Source organism: Mesorhizobium sp. M5C.F.Cr.IN.023.01.1.1, assembly GCF_003997585.1.
Classification (GTDB): domain Bacteria; phylum Pseudomonadota; class Alphaproteobacteria; order Rhizobiales; family Rhizobiaceae; genus Mesorhizobium; species Mesorhizobium wenxiniae.
Map to the genome: position 1 here is coordinate 75,218 of NZ_RZSU01000004.1, position 17,683 is coordinate 92,900.

The window sequence follows — 17,683 nt, forward strand, 5'->3', positions numbered from 1 at the left end:
AGCAGTTCAACCGTAACAAAACGCTAAATGTCGGAACGTAATTAATCTCGAATACGGCCGGAACAGCGGATGGCCCGCTCTGCTGCTGCGCCGGTCGCTATCTTTGCGACGGTGGGATTGCCGCGAGGTGGATCTTAATTCCGTCTTCGCCCACTTCGCCGTGCCAGGCGATGCGTTCGGCTGGCTGCCTGGCGCCAAAACGCGGTGAAACCCAGCCGCCCTGCCCCGGTGCGTCGCCGCCGGCGCGGATGTCGACCGCAGCGTCCGGAAACCGAATGGTCATCAGCGGCTCGTCGCCGCGCAGCACTATGATCGTGCTTCCGTCTCGGTTGGTGCCGAGGCCGGCTGCGAGTTGAAAGACGACCTCGGCCACGCGCCTGCCGCCGAGCAGTTGGTCGGTCACGACGATCCCGTCGGCCTGGTGCGTCACGGTGCGCTGATGCACGACACCGAAGCGGCTTCTATACCCGTCATGCCGGGCGCGCAGCTTCCAGTGCGTTCCCGGCTCGCTCTCCACCAATGCCGCAAGCGCCTTGTGCGACCAGTTGAACATCCCGGCGATGATGCTTTGGCTTTTGCCCTCGATATTCAGCGTGTTATGCGCCGGTGTCGAGCGGAACCAGTCGCGCCAGACGCCTCCCGAACCGTAGAGCCAGGTGCCGGGGTCGACCAGCACCGGCTCGCCATCGATGCACAAGGTGAGCGACAGCGCGTCGGCATGGCCGTGAGCCGCTATCGAGAGATAGCCGAGAGGACCGTGGTCGAACGTCAGATCGATGCTGCGGCCATTCATCTCACCGCGCCAGACGGAGAGCCCGCCCTGCGTGAACGTTTGCAGCCCATGCGACGCCGGTGCCGGTTCCGACGGCCTGCCAAAGAAAAGCGCCCGAAAATCGTGTGGCGCCGCCGCGTTGCCCGGCATCTGCAAAAAGCCATGGATGGCGGCGGCGACGGATCGGACATAGTCCGACTCGTCCCCGAGCGTCAGCACGCGACCTTCATCGTTGTCGCCAAAGCCGGCAGCTGGGGAGAGCCAAGCGACGAAATTGGCAAATGCGGCCAGACGCCCTTCGACGGGCGTGGGAAACGGCGTTCCGGCCTGGCGTGCCGCAGCGGCGCACAGCAAAATTAGTTCGGCGGTGAAGGCCGCATATGTCGGGGTCTGCTCGGCACCGGCGCCATCGGCGAGAATCTGCTTGCGCGCCTCAGCCAGGAGGGCGCCGCGGACAGCGTTGGATTCGGTCCCCAACGCCAGGCCGATCAGATACTCGCCAGCCAATTCTGCGACGAGATGGTTGTTGGCGGACGAAAATCGAGAAGGGAACCGCGGCAGCCAATAGGCGCTTGCCGCCAGTATTTCACCCACTTGCTGCCGTGTCGCCGCGCCTAATCGGTCGCCGACCAGGTCCATGGTGACAATCAGGCTGATGGCTCGCAGCGCTACTTCGATGCCGGAGGCCCAGCAAACCCCTCGAAACGGCGGATTGGCTGAATGCCAGCTGTCGATCGCCGCCTCTATGGCCATCCGGGACTGGTCGTCGCCGGCGAGAAGCAGGTGGGCGCCCAGTGGCGGCAACTGCTGCAGCCGGTTGATCTCCCAAACGTATTTTACATCGCCGCGGCCGCCGCCATGGCGAAAATCGATATCGAAAGTATGGGCCTCGGGACCCGGCCAAAGCCTGCCGGTCACCGGATCAAGGCGCCAAAGCTCGGGAGGAAACAGCCGATCGGGATCGCGCCGTGGCCATGTCCGCCCAAGTGCGGAAAACTGGCCGCCAAGCGTGTTTTGCGCCGCCGCCGCTATGGCTCGCCGTTGCTCCGGTGTCGCAGCCAGCGCAGCATCGCGCAATCCACGCAGCACCGGGTGCAACTGGGGCGAAGCATAACGCTCCCAGCCGTCGTCGCGGCGGCGTGAAGCGATCCTTCGACGCTGCTCGCCCAGCCGGTGCAACACCTCGGCCGGCTCCATGCTGCGCAACCGGTTGATGTACCAGCCGACTCTCATACGCGCTCCGACAAGGTTTCGATTCTTATATACCATGCTGTCGAAAAGCCGCACGACGGCAATCCTCCTTTTCCGATCCTGCGGTTAATATCTCCGACCATGATGCGGAGAGTGGCGATGAGAAGGATGGCGTGGGTTGCAGCGTGGGTGCTCGGCATGGCGATAGCCGCCAACGCTGCGCCGATCCAGCTTCAGCGCGGCGTCGGCGTGCATGAATGGCTCAACTGGTCGCCGGTCGAGGACGATGGATCCTACAGTTGGCCGCCCTATCGCAGTGAGGAGGAGTGGCGCGCTGGACATAGGCCGCTCACCGATTGGCCGGATGGCGAAGTGTTTGCGCGCATTCGATCGATGGGCTTCGACTTCGTCCGGCTGAGCGTCGACCCCGGCCCTCTGCTTGCCAGCGAGGGCGCCAAACGGCAGCAGGCGCTGGACATACTTGCCGCAGCGGTCGAGCGGGTCACGTCGGCCGGCCTTAAGGTGGTTTTCGACCTGCACGGCGTCACCCAGGTTCCGGCCTACAGCATGGAGATGATCTATGACGGTGCCGACAGCGAAGGCGTTGCCAGCTATCGCGAAATGGTTGTGGCGGTGGCCACCATGCTGGCCAGGGTTGGCACCGACAAGATAGCCTTCGAGCCTTACAACGAGCCGGCATACTACCCCTGTGATTCAAGCGGCAGCGATGACTGGCAGCGGATCATGGCAGACACGGTCCGCGATATTCGCGCAGTCAGCAGCGAACTCACCATCGTCGCAACAGGCGCCTGTGGCGGCAGCATTGCCGGGCTGGTCAATCTCACCCCGGGCTTTGACGATCCGAACCTCTACTACAGCTTCCATATGTACGAGCCGCACAGTTTCACGCACCAGCGGCCCGACGGGACAGGCGCCTTCGCCTCGGGCCTGCCCTGGCCGGCCGACAGCAGTACGCCCGAAAAGGTGACCGAAACCCTTAAGGCGCAGATGGACGCCGCCGGCCTGAGCCCGGTCGAGCAAATGATGAACATGGTCGCGGCGCGTGAAGCAATCGCCCGATATTTCGAGCAGAATTGGGGTCCGAGCCAACTCGAGGCGAGCTTCCGTCAGGCGGTCGACTGGGCCGAGGCGCATGGCATTCCAAGCCGGCGGCTCTTCATGGGTGAATTCGGTGTGATCCTCATGTCTGCGGACGGCCGCATGGGCGCATTCGACGCCGACCGTCTGCGCTATCTCAAGGCGGTGCGCCAGCAGGCGGAACGCTTCGTGATACCATGGTCTGTCTGGGAATTCTCCAATCCCTATGGGATGACCGTTATCCGGCCCGAAGGGCGTGCGGTCCCGGACCAGGAGGTGTTGCGGGCACTGGGCCTGCCGTAGCCATTGCGCCTCTTGACGGATGAGCAGCCGGGCGGCAACGCCAATCCTGTCCCCGCCACAAGCTAGTGATCAATCACGCGACGGCACGAGCTGCCGTCTCCGCGGCAACCGTCGGCAGCACTTCATTCAGGACCGGCAGAGCCTATCGAACCGGTCAAGCCCGCCTTTGAACCACCTTGGCGGCTTTCTCCGCGATCCGGTTCGTCGGCAACCAAGTGTTTAATACATTCGTCGTAAATAGCGTCGCGAATACGCGCGCCCAGGGAAAAGATAATGTGCGGAATTGCCGGCTGGATCGGGCCGAGAGTCGAGAACCCACAGGATCGGGCCGCCAGAATGTCCAACACGTTGCGGCATCGTGGTCCCGATGCCGAAGGCATCGAGTTCTTGGACTTGAACGCCGGCGGGAACCAATTGGCATTGGTGCATCGCCGCCTGGCGATTATTGACTTAAACGCCGATTCAAATCAGCCGATGCATATCGACGACGGCCGTCTCAGAATTATTTTCAACGGCGAAATATACAACTATATCGAGTTGCGCCAGGAACTGATCGGCCTCGGTCATCATTTTCGAACGCGCTCCGATACTGAGGTGCTGCTCAGAGCTTATGATCAGTGGCACTTATCCATGTTTGACCGATTGAGCGGCATGTTCGCTTTTGCGCTCTGGGATGCTCAGAGGCACGAATTGATTCTCGGCCGCGATCCCTTCGGCAAAAAGCCCCTTTACCTCATGGAAAGCGAAAAATTGCTGTCGTTTGCCTCGGAGATCAACGCGTTGTTGTCATCGCAGCCAAACGCGCAGCAGCTCGATCTGGACGCTGTGCACGAGTATCTGCGCTGGCGGTACGTGCCTGGACCGCGCACGCTTTTTAAACAAATCCGCAAACTCAACCCCGGAAGCTATGCTGTTTGGTCGCAAGGGACAGTGACGGAAACGCGCTATTATACGCCTCCAGATCAAACCGATCTGACCGAGGACATCGACGACGAAACCGCCAAGCGGCGATTTCTGGAACTGCTCGACCATTCCGTCGAGATCAGAATGCGCAGCGATGCACCATTTGGCGCCTTTCTCTCCGGAGGACTCGACTCGTCAGCAATCGTCGCCCTGATGACCAAGCACAGCGACAAGCCTATTCGTACATTTTCGGTCGGTTTCAGCGAACCGGCTTACAGTGAACTCCCATTCGCCCGACGCGTCGCCGATCATTTCAAGACCGATCATTGCGAACTGGTCATTGAGGCGGACGACCTGATTGACCACCTGCCCAAGTTGATTCGCCATCTGGGGGCGCCTGTTTCACAAAGTTCGGACATTCCAATTTACCTGATGTCGGAGCGAGCCTCGCAGGACGTCAAGATGGTGCTCACAGGGGAAGGGGCAGACGAGATTCTCGGCGGGTATCCCAAACATCGCGCGGAGTCACTGGCTGGAATCTACCGGTCGCTCGTTCCAGCCTTGCTCCACAACAACGTTCTCGCCCCTCTGATACGCGCCATGCCTGGCGCATCGGCCAAGTTCGATACATTTGCCCGAAGCGCGGGCGAAAGGGACTTTGCCACTCGGATGATCTCCTGGTTTGGGGCCATGACAGCGCGGGAACACGGTCGCCTCATCGGTGCGCCGGCCAATTGCCGCAATGAACGCAACGACTTCCCGTTCTCCTCGAGCGCGAAGGCATCCCATCTTCGCCGCGCGCTGTTTTTCGATCAGACATCGTGGTTGCCTGACAATCTCTTGGAACGAGGCGACCGGATGATGATGGCCGGTTCAATCGAAGGAAGAATGCCGTTCCTCGATCGCGATCTGGTTGCGTTCGTCAGCAAATTGCCCGATCGCTACAAGGTGGGTTGGCGGAAGGGCAAGCTGATCTTGCGCAACAGTATGGCCAACATGCTTCCTGAGGAAATTCTCAACCGCCGCAAGGTCGGGTTCAAGGTGCCCGTCGCCGAATGGTTTCGCGGGTCAATGAGGAACTACGTGGACGACCATCTTTGCTCCTCTCGATCCGTCATTCGCAGCTATTTGAGCGCCAAACACCTTGATCAAATCGTCTCGGAGCACACCAAGGGTGCCGCAGACCACGAAAAGCTAATTTGGGCGCTGTTGAATTTGGAGATATTCCATCGCGAATTTGGGCTTGGAGCGCCGCAGTGACGCCAATGGATCGGTGTCGCGCTTGACCCAAAGCTGCGCGTCATAGGGTCACCTGCCGAACTCAAGCGACGGCGCGCAAGCTCAGCGTCCACGGTCACACAGGACAGCGTCAGCGCTTGACCGATTGAGCCTTTGACGCGACGGACCTCCAGACTTCACAAATCGCGCCGACAAACGGTGCGAGCTCAAGCCGGTCCCGATGCACGGCCATCGCGGCAGCACCAAGCCTGGCTCTCAATGCCGGATTTTCAACCAACCGTGTCAGCGCCTCGGTCAACGCCGCAACATCGCCGGGCGGCACCAGCAACCCGGATTCCTCGTTGGTGATGATATCCTCCACGGCGCCGACAGGCGTCGTCACTACCGCGAGACCTGCGGCCATGCCTTCGATGACAGAGACGGGCAGGTTTTCGGCAAAGGAGGGTAGCACCAGAATATCCGCCGAAGCGATCAGCGATGCGACCTCGTCGGGCCCGACCCAGCCAGGAAGGGTAACGCGCTCGGCAAGGCCGAGTTCGGCCGTTCTCGTTCGGGCCTCCTCGACTTCGCCATCGCCGGCGATCGTGGCGCGCCAACTTTTGATCGGATCCATGCGGTGCAGCGCATCCAGCAATTGCGGTACGCCCTTGCGGTCGCCGATGCGGCCAAGGAACAGGATATGCGCATGGTCGCCGCCACCGACATGCGCCAAGGAGGGAACCGCCGTGGCGTTGGGAACGATGACAATGTTGCCCGCCGCCCCCGGTGCCCGGCTGGCGACGAAGTCGCGCCAAAGCCCGCCCAAGACGATCACCCGACCGGCACGCTCGAACAGAGCTTCGATGCGGCGGCTCATGAAACTGCGATCGTCTTTCCAGAATGTCTCGTACTGCGCCCCGTGCAAATGCAGGACATAGGGTATCGACAGCAGCCGTGCGCAGGCGGCGATCACCATCTTGCGATAGGTGCTGCCGGAGACTGATATATTGATGTGGATGACATCGGCGCGCTTCGCCAAACGCGCCGCAAGCATCCGCAAGCAAAAGTCAAACATATAGAAGATCGAAAACCCGACATGCCCTGAGCCGCGGCTGGCAAGGAAGCGTACATCGATGTCGGCGATCTCCTGCCGCTCAAACTCCTGCTTCAGCGCGCCCATGATGCGGTCGATGCCCCCCTGCCCCGAAACGCCCGAAGGCGTCGCGACAAGGACATGGACTTTTTGATTGTGGAGTGGACGCTGCAACATGACTCCATTCGGAACGACAAGCAAAGGTTTCAAACAAGGTTTACGACGAATCCGTTAGTTCAAACTGAATCTGTTCACCCTTTGCCGTCATCGCGCTGGATTTTCCGCCGGTCGACGGTTAATCGAAGGTGAATTTTCCGGGGACAACTCTTTGCTGCTGCGCTCCACGCTCATCTATGCCCCGGCGATCCTGCTGACGCGGATTTCCGCGCTGCTCCTGCTGGTCATCGTAACGCGGCTGATCGATCAGACCGAGTATGGCCTGCTGACCCTGGTTGTGACCGTCGGCGAAATGACAGACGTTGCCGTCACCAACTGGCTGCGCATCGCTTTGCTCAGGCTTGGGGGCAAAGGCGACGTCAGCCGTGGCAGCCTGATGCTGGCCGGGCGGGTGTTGCTTGCCAGCACGGCCCTGGCGCTGATCATATCCGTCATCGCCTCTGCAGTGATCGTGCCGGAGCGCTGGGTCGAGTTCGCGATCGCCGTCTGCAGCTACCTGATGGCCGGTTCCATCGGCCGCTTCGCATTGACGGTGCTGCAGATGCAGCAGCGTCATTCGGTCTATTCGATGCTCGAGTTCCTGCGCGCCGTGCTGCAACTCGCGCTGCCGATCGGCGCAATTGTCATGTTCCAGGATTCCTTCCTGACGGTATCGCTCGGCTCGAGCCTCGGCGTTTTAATCGCCGGTATCGTGGCGGGCCTAATGGCATCCCGACGCGTGATTGCCGGTCCGCCACGCTTCACCCAGAAAGAGTTCTTCGTCCTCGGTGTGCCCCTGGTCATCATGGCGCTGGTAGGCTTCGGCCTGCACAGCGCAGAGCGTGTATTCCTCAAGATCTATTACGACGCCGGCGCGGTGGCGATCTTCGCCGCAGCCTATGCACTGGCCCGCCAGCCCATCGATATGGTCGCCAACTCCATCAATATGGGCGCCTTTCCCGAGGTGGTCAGCCGGTTCGACGACGACGGGCCTGCGGCATCGGGCCGGCTGCTGTCGCAATTGATGGCCTTGATGATGCGCCTTTGCCTGCCGGTTGCAGCGATGCTGGTCGCACTCAGCAGCGATATCACGCAGCTCTTGCTGCCCTCCGAATATCACGGCCGTTTCGGCCTGCTCTTTCCGATCATCGCCTTCAGCGTGCTGTGTGCCAATCTCGCCAGCTTCGTCTATGGCACCGTGGTGCACGCGCACAAGCGGCCGTGGCTGCTGATCATCGCCAATTCCTTCGGCTCGGTGGCGACAATCGCACTGTCTGTGCTGTTGATCCCCCCGATGGCGGAGGTCGGCGCTGCTTTGGCGCTGGCGGGCGGATCGCTGGCAGGTCTTTTGGCCTGCATCATCATCAGCGAACGGCTCACGCCGGTGCCGGTGCCATGGCGAGACATCGGCGTTTCGATCGTCATCTCGGTCTGCACGGGGCTGGCCGCCAGCCTTGCCAGCGCTCTAGTCGGCGATATGCCGGCCATCTTCTCGCTCGTCGCGGGCGGCACCACTGGCGCAGTGGTTTTCTTCGGGCTGACCTGGCTGTTTTATCCTGCCGCCGCGATGCAATTCGTAGCCAAGCTGCGGGCGCGGCTACGGCTCGCATAGACCTGCGATGGCGCGTGCAATTGTTCAACCGCGAAGAGCATCGTATCGTAGTTTTGGAAAAAGCGGTTCCGATTTCCGACCGATGCTGTAGCCCCAGTCCGGTGCCCTGTTGGGGTAGTCGCTACTTACAGATCGACCTTTCGGCGTCCCCGGCGGTTCCAGAACTCGCGGCACAGCAGCGCTGCGTAGGCAGTGTTGGTGTCATAGTAGCGGCGCCACAAGCGTCGCGGCTCCTGTGCCACGCGAAACAACCACTCCAGACCGATCGCTTGAATCAGTTTTGGCGCCCGGGCAACCTTGCCGCCATAGACGTCGAAACTACCGCCCACGCCCATGACGAAACTCGCAGTGAGTTCGTCACGATAGCGCTTGAGAAAGCGCTCCTTGCGCGGCGTCGGCATCGCCACCAACAGGCAGTCGGCGCCCGAGGCGTTGATCGCCTCGACGATGCCGGCCTCGTCTTCCGGCTTGAAATAGCCATTGCGCATGCCAGCGACGATGAGGCCCGGATGATCCCTGGCAAGTCGCATTCTAACCGCATCGAGAACGGATTGTTCGGCGCCCAGGAGAAAGAGCCTGTAGCCCCGCTTGTCGCAGAGGCTCAGCAGATTGATCATGATATCGACACCCGCTACGCGCTCCGGAAGCGCGACGCCACAAAGACGCGCACCCCAAAGCACCCCGATGCCATCGACGTTGACTACATCCGCCGTTGCCACGTCCTCGTGCAGTTCGGCGTTGTTGCGCATGTTCACGAGCTTGGCGACATTCACGACCACATGATGCAGCGGCCGCCGCAGGGTCATCGCCTCATCGGCGATGGCCAGCGTCTCGGCCATGGTCAGCGCATGGATCGGCGCGCCAAGGAATTCCCGGCGCCGTGACGCTAACAGGCGATGCTGCGCCCATGCCGGGTCGTGCGCGTTCATGCGGCCTCCTCTGCACCTGCAGGAAGTGCCAGGTGTTCGAGCGCTGATTTCTTGCCTTCGATGCGGGCGTCGGGCTTGCGTGCTTTGCGCCAGGTCCACAAACCCCTTGTGTCGATGAGCTTCTTGTCCTTGAGCGCTTCGGGATCAACCAGATTAAACTGCCGATGGTCGACCAGCAGGACGACGATATCGCACTGGTCGATGGCGGAAAGCGCATCGGTGAAGACGATGCCTTTACCCTCGAGTTCATGCGGCAGCCTATTTGTGTTGGGTTCGGCCGCGATGATCTTCAGGTTGGGAATATCTGACAAAAGCTTCACCACCTCGACAGCCGGACTCTCGCGCATATCGTCGATATTGGCTTTGAAGCTGAGGCCAAGACAAGCGATCGTCTGCTTGCGGGAAGGATCTAGCAGGGCTTCTATATCTCTGACCACCGACAAGGGACGCTCGGAATTGATCCGGCGTGCCGAAGCCATCAGCCGCGTGCTGTTAGGCGCGGCATCGATGATAAAATACGGATCGACCGCAATGCAGTGGCCGCCGACGCCCGGGCTCGGCTGAAGGATGTTCACGCGGGGATGCCGGTTAGCCAGATCGATCACCTCCCAGACGTTGAGCGACAGATCCTGGCACACTGCCGCAAGCTCGTTGGCAAAGGCGATATTGACGTCGCGGAACGCATTCTCGGTCAACTTCACCAGCTCCGCGCTTTCGGCCTGGGTCGTGAACAGGTCGCCGGCAACAAAGGTTGAATAGAGTGCTGCGGTGCGTTCCGACGACTTGCGCGACAGTCCGCCGATTGAGCGATCGTTGTTGATCAACTCGGTAAGGACCTTTCCCGGCAACACGCGCTCGGGCGAATAGGCGACCAGGACATCGGCCTCTTCGCCATGCACCAGAGGAAATTTGAGATCGGGCCGCAATTCGGCAAGTAGTCCCGTCATGATGCGCGTCGTGCCGACCGGCGATGTCGATTCCAGCACCACAAGGTCTCCCCGCTTCAGCACGGAGGCGATGCTTCGTGCCGCCGCGAGCACATAGCTCACGTCAGGCTTGTGGTCCTCGGTCATCGGGGTCGGCACTGCGATGACATACGCGTCCGCCGGCTGCGGCGTACTGAAGGCCCTAAGCTTGCCGTTGGCTACAACCTTCTGGATCAAACCATCGAGGTCCGGCTCGACGATGTGGATTTCGCCGCGATTGACCTTCTCGACCACCGCTTCGTTGACGTCGACACCAATGACGTCGAGCCCTCGGCTGGCGAAGATGGCACAGGTCGGCAGGCCGATATAGCCCATGCCGATAACGGAAACGGTTTTGATCTCAGCCATGATGCAGCAATTCCTCAACGATCCGGTTACCGGCCCGGCCATCGCCATACGGGTTGTGTCGTTCCGCCATGCCGCGATAGGCAGCCTGATCGTCGAGCAGGCTGTTGGCATTCGACAGGATTTTTTGGATATCGGTGCCGACGAGACGGGCGGTGCCCGCCGCAATCCCCTCGGGCCGCTCGGTATTCTCGCGCATCACCAGCACCGGCTTGCCGAGCGAAGGCGCTTCTTCCTGCACGCCGCCGCTATCGGTCAGCACCAGATAGCTCTGCTTCTGCAGGAACAGGAACGGCAGATAGTCCTGCGGGTCGACCAGGTGGATATTCGCCACGCCACCCAGTTCTGCGTTGACCACCGAGCGCACGTTGGGGTTGGGATGGACCGGATAGACGATCTGCACGTCCTCGCGCACCGCCAACCCCTTCAGCGCCGTGCAGATACGATGGATGCCGCCGTCGAAATTCTCACGGCGATGACCGGTAACGAGGATCATTTTCTTGGCGGGATCGAGGAACGGGAAATGGGCGGCGAGCTTGGCGCTCATCGACTTGTCGGCGTCGATCGCGCCGGAAAAATGCAACAGCGTGTCGATCACAGTGTTGCCGGTCACGAAGATGGTGTTCGCAGCCTTTCCTTCGGCGATGAGATTGTCGCGCGCCTGGATGGTCGGCGCGAAATGCCACGTCGCTATGTCGCCGGCAATCTTGCGGTTCAGTTCCTCTGGAAAGGGAGAGTTGATATCGTGGCTGCGCAATCCTGCCTCGATATGGGCTACCGGGATGCGTTTGTAGAAAGCAGCCAGAGCCGCAGTCATCGCCGTGGTCGTGTCGCCTTGCACGAGGACGATATCGGGCTTCGCCTTCTCCAGCACTTCGGCCATGCCCAGCAGCACGCGCGAGGTGACGTCGAACAATGTCTGGCCGGGCTGCATGATGTTGAGGTCGTGATGCACCGGCAGGCCGGTCAGTTCGATGACCTGGTCGACCATCTCGCGATGCTGGCCGGTGATGCATGTCTCGGTAACAAGACCCGGATGGGCAAGCGCGGCACGCACTACCGGAAAGCATTTGAGCGCCTCCGGCCTCGTGCCGAACACGATCAGCAGTTTTTGCCTGAACGGCAGTTTCGGATGTGAAAGGACGTTCATTGCTGATCCTGGTCGCCAGAAGGCATCGCGACCTGCTGGTTATTCGCCACAAGAGCTATAATAGCGGCAGAAGCCGCCTTCGGGACCTTAAATCTTAATATATGATTAACAGCCAAGCCCGCGTTCTCCCCGGTAACTCTTATGAAAGCCTAAACCGATAGGTATCCTGGCACAGTAGTCTTGAAAAAGAACATATTCGATTGACTAATATTTTAATTATCGGCCACACCGTCGGATCTCGGCGCTGGGAAAATGAGCTCCTGGTGCGGTTGAACGCAGCTGGTCACGTGGTTTCGAGTTGCCGCGCGCCGACGCCTGCGCCGATCGCACGCGGCCTGGATATTGTGCTGGCGGTCGAGAGCCGGCGCTTCGGTCCCTCATTGGCAAGCCGGTCCGAGCCGTTGTCGTCTGGCGGTTCTGGTCCAGCCGACCTCGTAATCGATCTCACCGGCACTGCCGCACGACGAGGCACGCCGGTTCTGACGCTCGAATTTTGCGGCCACAGCACCTTCCCCGCCGGTGTGGCCGAGATGCTGGCGAGCGGGCGATCGCCCGAACTTGCCGTTCGCCTCGATGGCGTCACAGTCGCCCGCGGGCGACCGATGCTCGGCGACCGGCTCTGGCTATCTCGCAGCTGCAACGACCTGCTCGCTGGGGCCATCTCGCTGGTTGCGCAAAGCGTCGCCCGTTTTTCCGCGGGCGAACTTGTGCCAGTTGCCGATAACCCGGCACCGATCCTAAGGAACGGCGGTTTTGTCCGGCATTATCTGCCCTTTTTCTGCAGGGCGTTGGTCGATCGCGCCGTGCAAAAACTCAGACTTGGACGGCGCCCCTTTTATTGGCAGGTTGCCTATCGGCTGATCGACGGGCCAGGTGTCGCCGAAACCGGGCAACTTGACGGTAAGCCGTTCACCGTGCTGGCGGACGATGGCCAGCGATTCTATGCCGATCCATTCGTCCTCGAGCGGGATGGCCGCCACTATCTGTTTGTCGAGGAATTTCCCTACGCTACGGGTCGCGGCGTGATTTCTGTCGCCGAGCTGGGCGAAGATGGCACCTTCGGTGTGCCGAGGGTGGTATTGGAGGAAATGCACCACCTGTCGTATCCGCAGCTGTTCGCTCAGGCCGGCGAGATTTTCATGATTCCGGAAAGTGGGGCGGCGCGCGAGCTTGTGCTCTACCGCGCCGCGCAGTTTCCGGATCGCTGGGTACGCGACACCGTGCTGATGACGGACAAGGATTTCAATGACGCCACGCTGCTCGAATTGGATGGGCGCTTCTGGCTGTTGGGGACGGAGCGGTTCGGTTACGGCAGCGCGTCGGATACGATGACGCTCTATTCCGCACCCTCGCTGCGCGGGCCGTGGGTCGCGCATGCGCTCAATCCCATCGCCGTCGATCACTCGGCCGCTCGGCCCGGCGGCGCCTTTATTCGCCAGGGTGACGCCGTAGTTCTGCCGGTGCAAAACGGGTCGAAAGCCTATGGCGGCGGTCTCGGCTTGATGCGGCTGGATAGGCTTGACGATTTCGACGTCCGTTTTGCGCCGCCCCGCCCGATCGGCCCGGGGCCGGCATGGGCCCGCACGGGCATTCACACGCTTAATCGCGCAGGCAACGTTGAGGTTGTGGATAGCGCCGGCTGACGCGTCTGGAGCCTGTGCTTATCCGAGCCGATCCGGTATGCGCTCGGATGCAGCCGCAGCCGACGATGTGCTGTTCGGCCGGTTTCTATACGGCGCGTTTCTATAGGCAAGCAGCAGCACCACGATAATCGCGATCTCCGGCGATTTTGACGAGAGCGCGTTGTTCGAGAGCGCAGCAAGCAGGAACGTCATGGTGCCGATCCATGCCGGCAGCGGCGCCGCGCGCAGCAGCCGAAAAATGAACCAGAATACCAGCGTGATGAAGAGCACGGCTATGGGCAAGCCGAAGAGCATGATGATGACCACCGGCGCGCTCTCGATGTAGGGCAGATGCAGCTTCTCGTTGACGATCGCCAGCAGGTCGTCGACGTTCATGCCAAACAGGATGTCTTTCCAGCTAACAAGTCCGAACACTTGGTAGATCGTCACCCGAGCCATGAAATTTTCGTCAAAGATCGTGTTGCCGAATCGGTTCAGCAGTCCGCCCGAAAACAGTATGGCCACCAGCACTGCGCCGGCCGCCAGGGCGAACAGCAGCACGACAGACTTGGCCTGCCGCTGGTGTTTGAGGGTCAGGCGCGGCCAAGGCACGAACATCAGCAGAATGAGGGTTTCTCCGGCAGCTAGCAACAGGGCGGCGCGAGCGCCTGACGCAGCACAACCGACGAGCAATACGAAGATCGCCAGCACCCGCACCCATATGCGCCAGCGTGTCAGCGGTACGAATCCAATGACAGTGGCGCAGAGCGCTCCTAGTGCCAACGGGTGCGCCGATAGCCCGATCGGCCTGAACTGCAGTTCGTTGAGACCGTAAGGCAGAAATCGATGTTGAGTCACCGCTTCGACCGTGCCCATCACGGCGCTGACGATCACCATTCCAAGCACGACGTCGCCCAACGCCCGCCGCACTTCCGCATTCATGGCCAGCATCAACAGGCCTGCGGCGCCCGCCACCAGATAGGTATCGATGATGAACCCGGAGGAGCCGGCGCGGCCGGTGATGAACAGATACGGCACCAGCGCGAAAATCAGCGCAGAATAGAGCAGCAAAGCCTTGAAGATTCCAATTTCGTCGCCCTGCAGCAGAAACGGCCGGCTGAAAAGAACGAACGGAAGCAGCAGAAAGATAGCATAGGTGCCGAAATGCAGTTTCTCGTAGAATGAACCACCGTCGGCCGTATAGTCGACGACCATGTTCATAATCTGCGGTGAAACCGTGAAGCGGAGCAGGAACGCCAACGCAGCGCATAGGAAAAACAGAATCGACAGCGCGTTCTGACGGCGCGCCTGGCTGGACAGCAATCGTTCCCATGCGGCAGCGGGATAACTCATGGCCCATCCAAATCGGGGTATTCAAGCGGCATTCTGGCCAACGAGATCCATTCAAGGGACCGCCGAACGGACGCGGCGTGTGACTCGGCAAAATATGCCAACTTGGAAAATGAGATGTTAACGTTCTTTCTGTAGTGCTGGCCCGCGTAGCGAATAACAAGAGTTAGCACCATGTCCGCCGCTTCCGGCACAACCCCTCCCTCTGCAGCGGATTCCGATATCAGCGCACTCGAGCGGATCGCCAATGCACGGCGCGCCAGCAGGGCAAGGCTGCAACAGGATGCCCCAGTCATGGCACGCACCTCCGCCCCTGTCACTCCGCACACGCCCGAGCCTGTCCCGACGGTGACGCTCGACAAGATCGGCGATTTCCTTGAGCTCGATTTTCGACGCCTGTTTGTCTGGCTGCGTGCCGGGCTCGTCTTGGCATTGATGCTGGCAGTGGCCGGCGGCGTCATCGGTGCCGCCTATGGGTTGCTGAGCAAACAGCGTTATACCGTTACGACAGAAATCCTCATCAATCCTGCCAATTTGCAGGTTGTGGAAAACGATCTCTACTCGCAACCGGGCCAGGTCGACAGCCAAATCCTTAACGCGCGCAGCAAGCAGCGCATCTTGACCTCGGGCAACGTGCTTGCACGGGTAGTGGACGAACTCGGTCTGGCCAACGATCCGGAGTTTTTTGACCCGGACCAGAGCGCCTCCACGTCTGGTGCTGCAGCGAGTGGCGCCAAGTCCGATCCGAAGCTTATCGCCCAGAAAAGCCTGGCGGAGCGGGTCAGCGTCGCTGCAGATGAAACGTCGTTCGTCACAACCCTCTCGGTATCGGCAGAAACCACCGGCAAGGCGATCCTGATCTCGCAAGCCATAGTGAAGGCTTTCCAGGACGAACTGGCCAAGGCCGAAGCTGCTGGTGCCAGCCGTGCCGCAGCTGCTCTTGAGGGCCGGCTCGGCCAACTCAAGCGCGATGTGCAAGTGGCCGAAGAGAAGGTCGAGAGCTACAGGCGCAGCCACAACCTGTCCGCCAGCAATGGCCAGCTTGTCAGCTCGCAGACGATGACGCAGCTCAATAGCGAAATTGGAGAGGCGCAATCGCGCGTCATCGCAGCGCAGGCAAGTTACGACGCCTTGGTTGCCTCCGGTGTCAATGGAGCCAATCCTGACCCCGCGGTTTCGGCAGCACTCGCAGCACTGCGCGACAAGGCAAATAGCCTGCGGCAGCAAATCGATTCACAATCCATGACCTTTGGTCCGCGCCACCCGACGATTGTCCGGCTTAGGACAGAATTCGAGACCGTCAGTTCCCAACTCAGGGCAGAGTTCGCCCGCACGGTCGGCACCGCAAAAGCCAACCTGGATAAGGCCAACGCCTCATTGGCTTCCCTCAGCGCCAAGATGAACGATCTGAAGAGCAGTGTTTTCACCGACAGCGAGTCCCAGGTCGCCCTGCGTGAGCTTGAACGCGACGCCGCCTCGAGGCGGGCAGTCTATGAAAGCTTCCTGTCTCGCTCGCGCCAAATCACCGAGCGCGAGCAGATCGACACCACGAATGTACAGGTGATTTCCACCGCCGTGCCGCCACAGGGACGCTCGTGGCCGCCCCGCACCCCCCTGATGGCAGGCCTGGGAGCTTTCGCCGGCTTTGCGCTAGGCATGCTGCTGGCAATTGCCATGGGCATCGTTCGCGACATTCGCCAGCCGCCGAACCGATCAGGCATCGACGTCAGCCGAGCCTGAATCCAGGCATGGCGAAGCGCATTGTTTTTCACATTGCCAGTCTCAGGGGCGGCGGCGCCGAGCGTGTCTTCGTCCTCATGGCAAATGAATTGGCATCACGTGGCCACGATGTCACACTTTTTACCTGGAACGCTGAAGGACCCAACGCCGCGCTGCTCTCCCCCGCGGTGCATCTTGTCGATTTCGACCTTCCCATCCGGGACGAGGGTTACGGCAAGTGGGAGACGCTGAAAAGCATCGTGCGAAGCGCACGTTTGTTCAGCCGCCTTGGTCCGCATGCGGTTTATAGCGCCCCCGAATTTGCCAATCTGGTCGTGGCGCTGGCGCTTCTCTTGGCGCGAAGCCGAGCGCGGTTCTTTCCAAGCTTCCACGCGGCGGCCTCACTGCCTTCCAGCAGTCTCGGCGCGAGAATAGCGGTCTGGCTTTCCGCGTTGGTTGCAGCGCGCGCAACCAAAGCCATCGCCGTCTCACTGGGTGTCGGCCGCGACATTGCGGCCCGCGGCTTTCCCAAATCCAAGGTTGTCGTCATCAACAATCCGCTGCCACCGGCTGCGGCGCTCCAGCAAGATTCCTATACATGGCAGACAAAGCTGGCGACGATGGGCGATGGCCCGGTCATCGCTACCGCCGGGCGCCTGGTGCCGGTCAAGGATCATCGGACCTTGCTCCAGGCCTTCGCTAACCTGCGCGCCGGCCGCCGCGCTCGGCTTGTAATCTTCGGCGAAGGTCCGCTGGCTGCCGAGTTGCGCACCTATGCCCAGGAATCTGGTATCGCCGCCGATGTGCTCTTTGCTGGCTACGTCAACGATCCCGCGGCCTGTTATGCCGCAGCCGATCTGTTCGTCCTTTCCTCGACGAGCGAGGGCTTCGGCAATGTGTTGGTCGAGGCCATGGCTGCTGGCGTCCCCGTAGTCTCCACAGATGCGCCGCATGGCCCGCGCGAGATTCTCGGTGACGGTCGTTTCGGCGCCTTGGTGCCGGTCGGCGATGCCGGGGCCCTGGCAAAGGCGATGGCTGAGATGCTGGACCACCCCACTTCTGCCGCCGTCCTGAAAAGCAGGGCAGCGGATTTCGAAATAGAAAAGATCGGGGATCTGTACGAAGCGCTGCTCTAGCCAGGAACTTCGCGCTGGCGTTGATTGATGCCAGCCGCTATCGCCATTCGCGCCGACACCGGAATCTGGTAGCAGCCGATGAAGAGAAGCAGCGAGCCGG

14 protein-coding genes are annotated in these 17,683 nt (G+C 61.0%); 6 read left to right on the top strand and 8 right to left on the bottom strand.

The features are described 5' to 3' along the window. Positions 1–97: 97 nt before the first annotated feature. Complete coding sequence (locus tag EOA78_RS03090; protein ID WP_127313830.1) at positions 98–2,005, bottom strand: heparinase II/III-family protein; 1,908 nt, start codon at positions 2,003–2,005, stop codon at positions 98–100. Between the two features lie 117 nt (positions 2,006–2,122). Here EOA78_RS03090 and EOA78_RS03095 point away from each other — a divergent pair, with 117 nt between their 5' ends. Continuing rightward, positions 2,123–3,364, top strand: coding sequence for a cellulase family glycosylhydrolase (locus EOA78_RS03095; protein ID WP_127313831.1), 1,242 nt, complete (start codon positions 2,123–2,125; stop codon positions 3,362–3,364). A 122-nt stretch (positions 3,365–3,486) separates the two neighbouring features. Here EOA78_RS03095 and EOA78_RS35805 read toward each other — a convergent pair whose 3' ends face one another. Continuing rightward, positions 3,487–3,708 (bottom strand): hypothetical protein, encoded by a 222-nt coding sequence (locus EOA78_RS35805; RefSeq protein WP_164783616.1) that lies wholly within the window; start codon positions 3,706–3,708, stop codon positions 3,487–3,489. Here EOA78_RS35805 and asnB point away from each other — a divergent pair. Then, positions 3,701–5,527 carry an asparagine synthase (glutamine-hydrolyzing) gene (gene asnB / locus EOA78_RS03100; RefSeq protein WP_245477255.1) on the top strand — a complete coding sequence of 609 codons (1,827 nt, stop codon included), beginning with the start codon at positions 3,701–3,703 and terminating at the stop codon, positions 5,525–5,527. The genes EOA78_RS35805 and asnB overlap by 8 nt on opposite strands. Positions 5,528–5,636: 109 nt before the next feature. On the opposite strand, the gene EOA78_RS03105 is transcribed toward asnB, so the two are convergent. Next, entirely contained in the window at positions 5,637–6,755 is a 1,119-nt protein-coding gene (locus tag EOA78_RS03105; RefSeq protein ID WP_127313833.1) for a glycosyltransferase family 4 protein, read from the bottom strand. A gap of 151 nt (positions 6,756–6,906) precedes the next feature. Between EOA78_RS03105 and EOA78_RS03110 the strand changes: the two genes are divergently transcribed. After that, the gene (locus tag EOA78_RS03110; RefSeq protein WP_127313834.1) at positions 6,907–8,346 is read left to right on the top strand and encodes a polysaccharide biosynthesis C-terminal domain-containing protein; all 1,440 of its coding nucleotides are present in this window, start codon (positions 6,907–6,909) and stop codon (positions 8,344–8,346) included. Positions 8,347–8,471: 125 nt separating this feature from the next. Here EOA78_RS03110 and EOA78_RS03115 read toward each other — a convergent pair whose 3' ends face one another. The 3 genes from EOA78_RS03115 to wecB form a co-directional block, all read right to left on the bottom strand. Beyond that, positions 8,472–9,185, bottom strand: coding sequence for a WecB/TagA/CpsF family glycosyltransferase (locus EOA78_RS03115; RefSeq protein WP_245477260.1), 714 nt, complete (start codon positions 9,183–9,185; stop codon positions 8,472–8,474). Between the two features lie 86 nt (positions 9,186–9,271). Continuing rightward, positions 9,272–10,609 (bottom strand): UDP-N-acetyl-D-mannosamine dehydrogenase, encoded by a 1,338-nt coding sequence (gene wecC / locus EOA78_RS03120; RefSeq protein WP_127313836.1) that lies wholly within the window; start codon positions 10,607–10,609, stop codon positions 9,272–9,274. Then, positions 10,602–11,756, bottom strand: a complete 1,155-nt coding sequence (gene wecB, locus EOA78_RS03125) for a UDP-N-acetylglucosamine 2-epimerase (non-hydrolyzing) (RefSeq protein WP_127313837.1) — start codon at positions 11,754–11,756, stop codon at positions 10,602–10,604. The genes wecC and wecB overlap by 8 nt, the downstream gene beginning before the upstream one ends. A gap of 530 nt (positions 11,757–12,286) precedes the next feature. Between wecB and EOA78_RS03130 the strand changes: the two genes are divergently transcribed. Continuing rightward, positions 12,287–13,399: a hypothetical protein gene (locus EOA78_RS03130; protein ID WP_245477265.1), complete on the top strand. Its 1,113-nt coding sequence runs from the start codon at positions 12,287–12,289 to the stop codon at positions 13,397–13,399. Between the two features lie 18 nt (positions 13,400–13,417). Here the strand turns inward: EOA78_RS03130 and EOA78_RS03135 are convergent, their stop codons facing one another. Then, positions 13,418–14,731 (bottom strand): VpsF family polysaccharide biosynthesis protein, encoded by a 1,314-nt coding sequence (locus EOA78_RS03135; protein ID WP_127313839.1) that lies wholly within the window; start codon positions 14,729–14,731, stop codon positions 13,418–13,420. Beyond that, positions 14,728–15,024 carry a hypothetical protein gene (locus EOA78_RS36840; RefSeq protein WP_245477266.1) on the bottom strand — a complete coding sequence of 99 codons (297 nt, stop codon included), beginning with the start codon at positions 15,022–15,024 and terminating at the stop codon, positions 14,728–14,730. The genes EOA78_RS03135 and EOA78_RS36840 overlap by 4 nt, the downstream gene beginning before the upstream one ends. 52 nt (positions 15,025–15,076) lie before the next feature. Here EOA78_RS36840 and EOA78_RS03140 point away from each other — a divergent pair, with 52 nt between their 5' ends. Together EOA78_RS03140 and EOA78_RS03145 are read left to right on the top strand one after the other, a co-directional pair. Continuing rightward, the gene (locus EOA78_RS03140; protein WP_245477285.1) at positions 15,077–16,468 is read left to right on the top strand and encodes a GumC family protein; all 1,392 of its coding nucleotides are present in this window, start codon (positions 15,077–15,079) and stop codon (positions 16,466–16,468) included. Positions 16,469–16,476: 8 nt separating this feature from the next. Further along, positions 16,477–17,583 carry a glycosyltransferase gene (locus tag EOA78_RS03145; protein WP_127313841.1) on the top strand — a complete coding sequence of 369 codons (1,107 nt, stop codon included), beginning with the start codon at positions 16,477–16,479 and terminating at the stop codon, positions 17,581–17,583. The last annotated feature ends 100 nt before the right edge of the window (positions 17,584–17,683 follow it).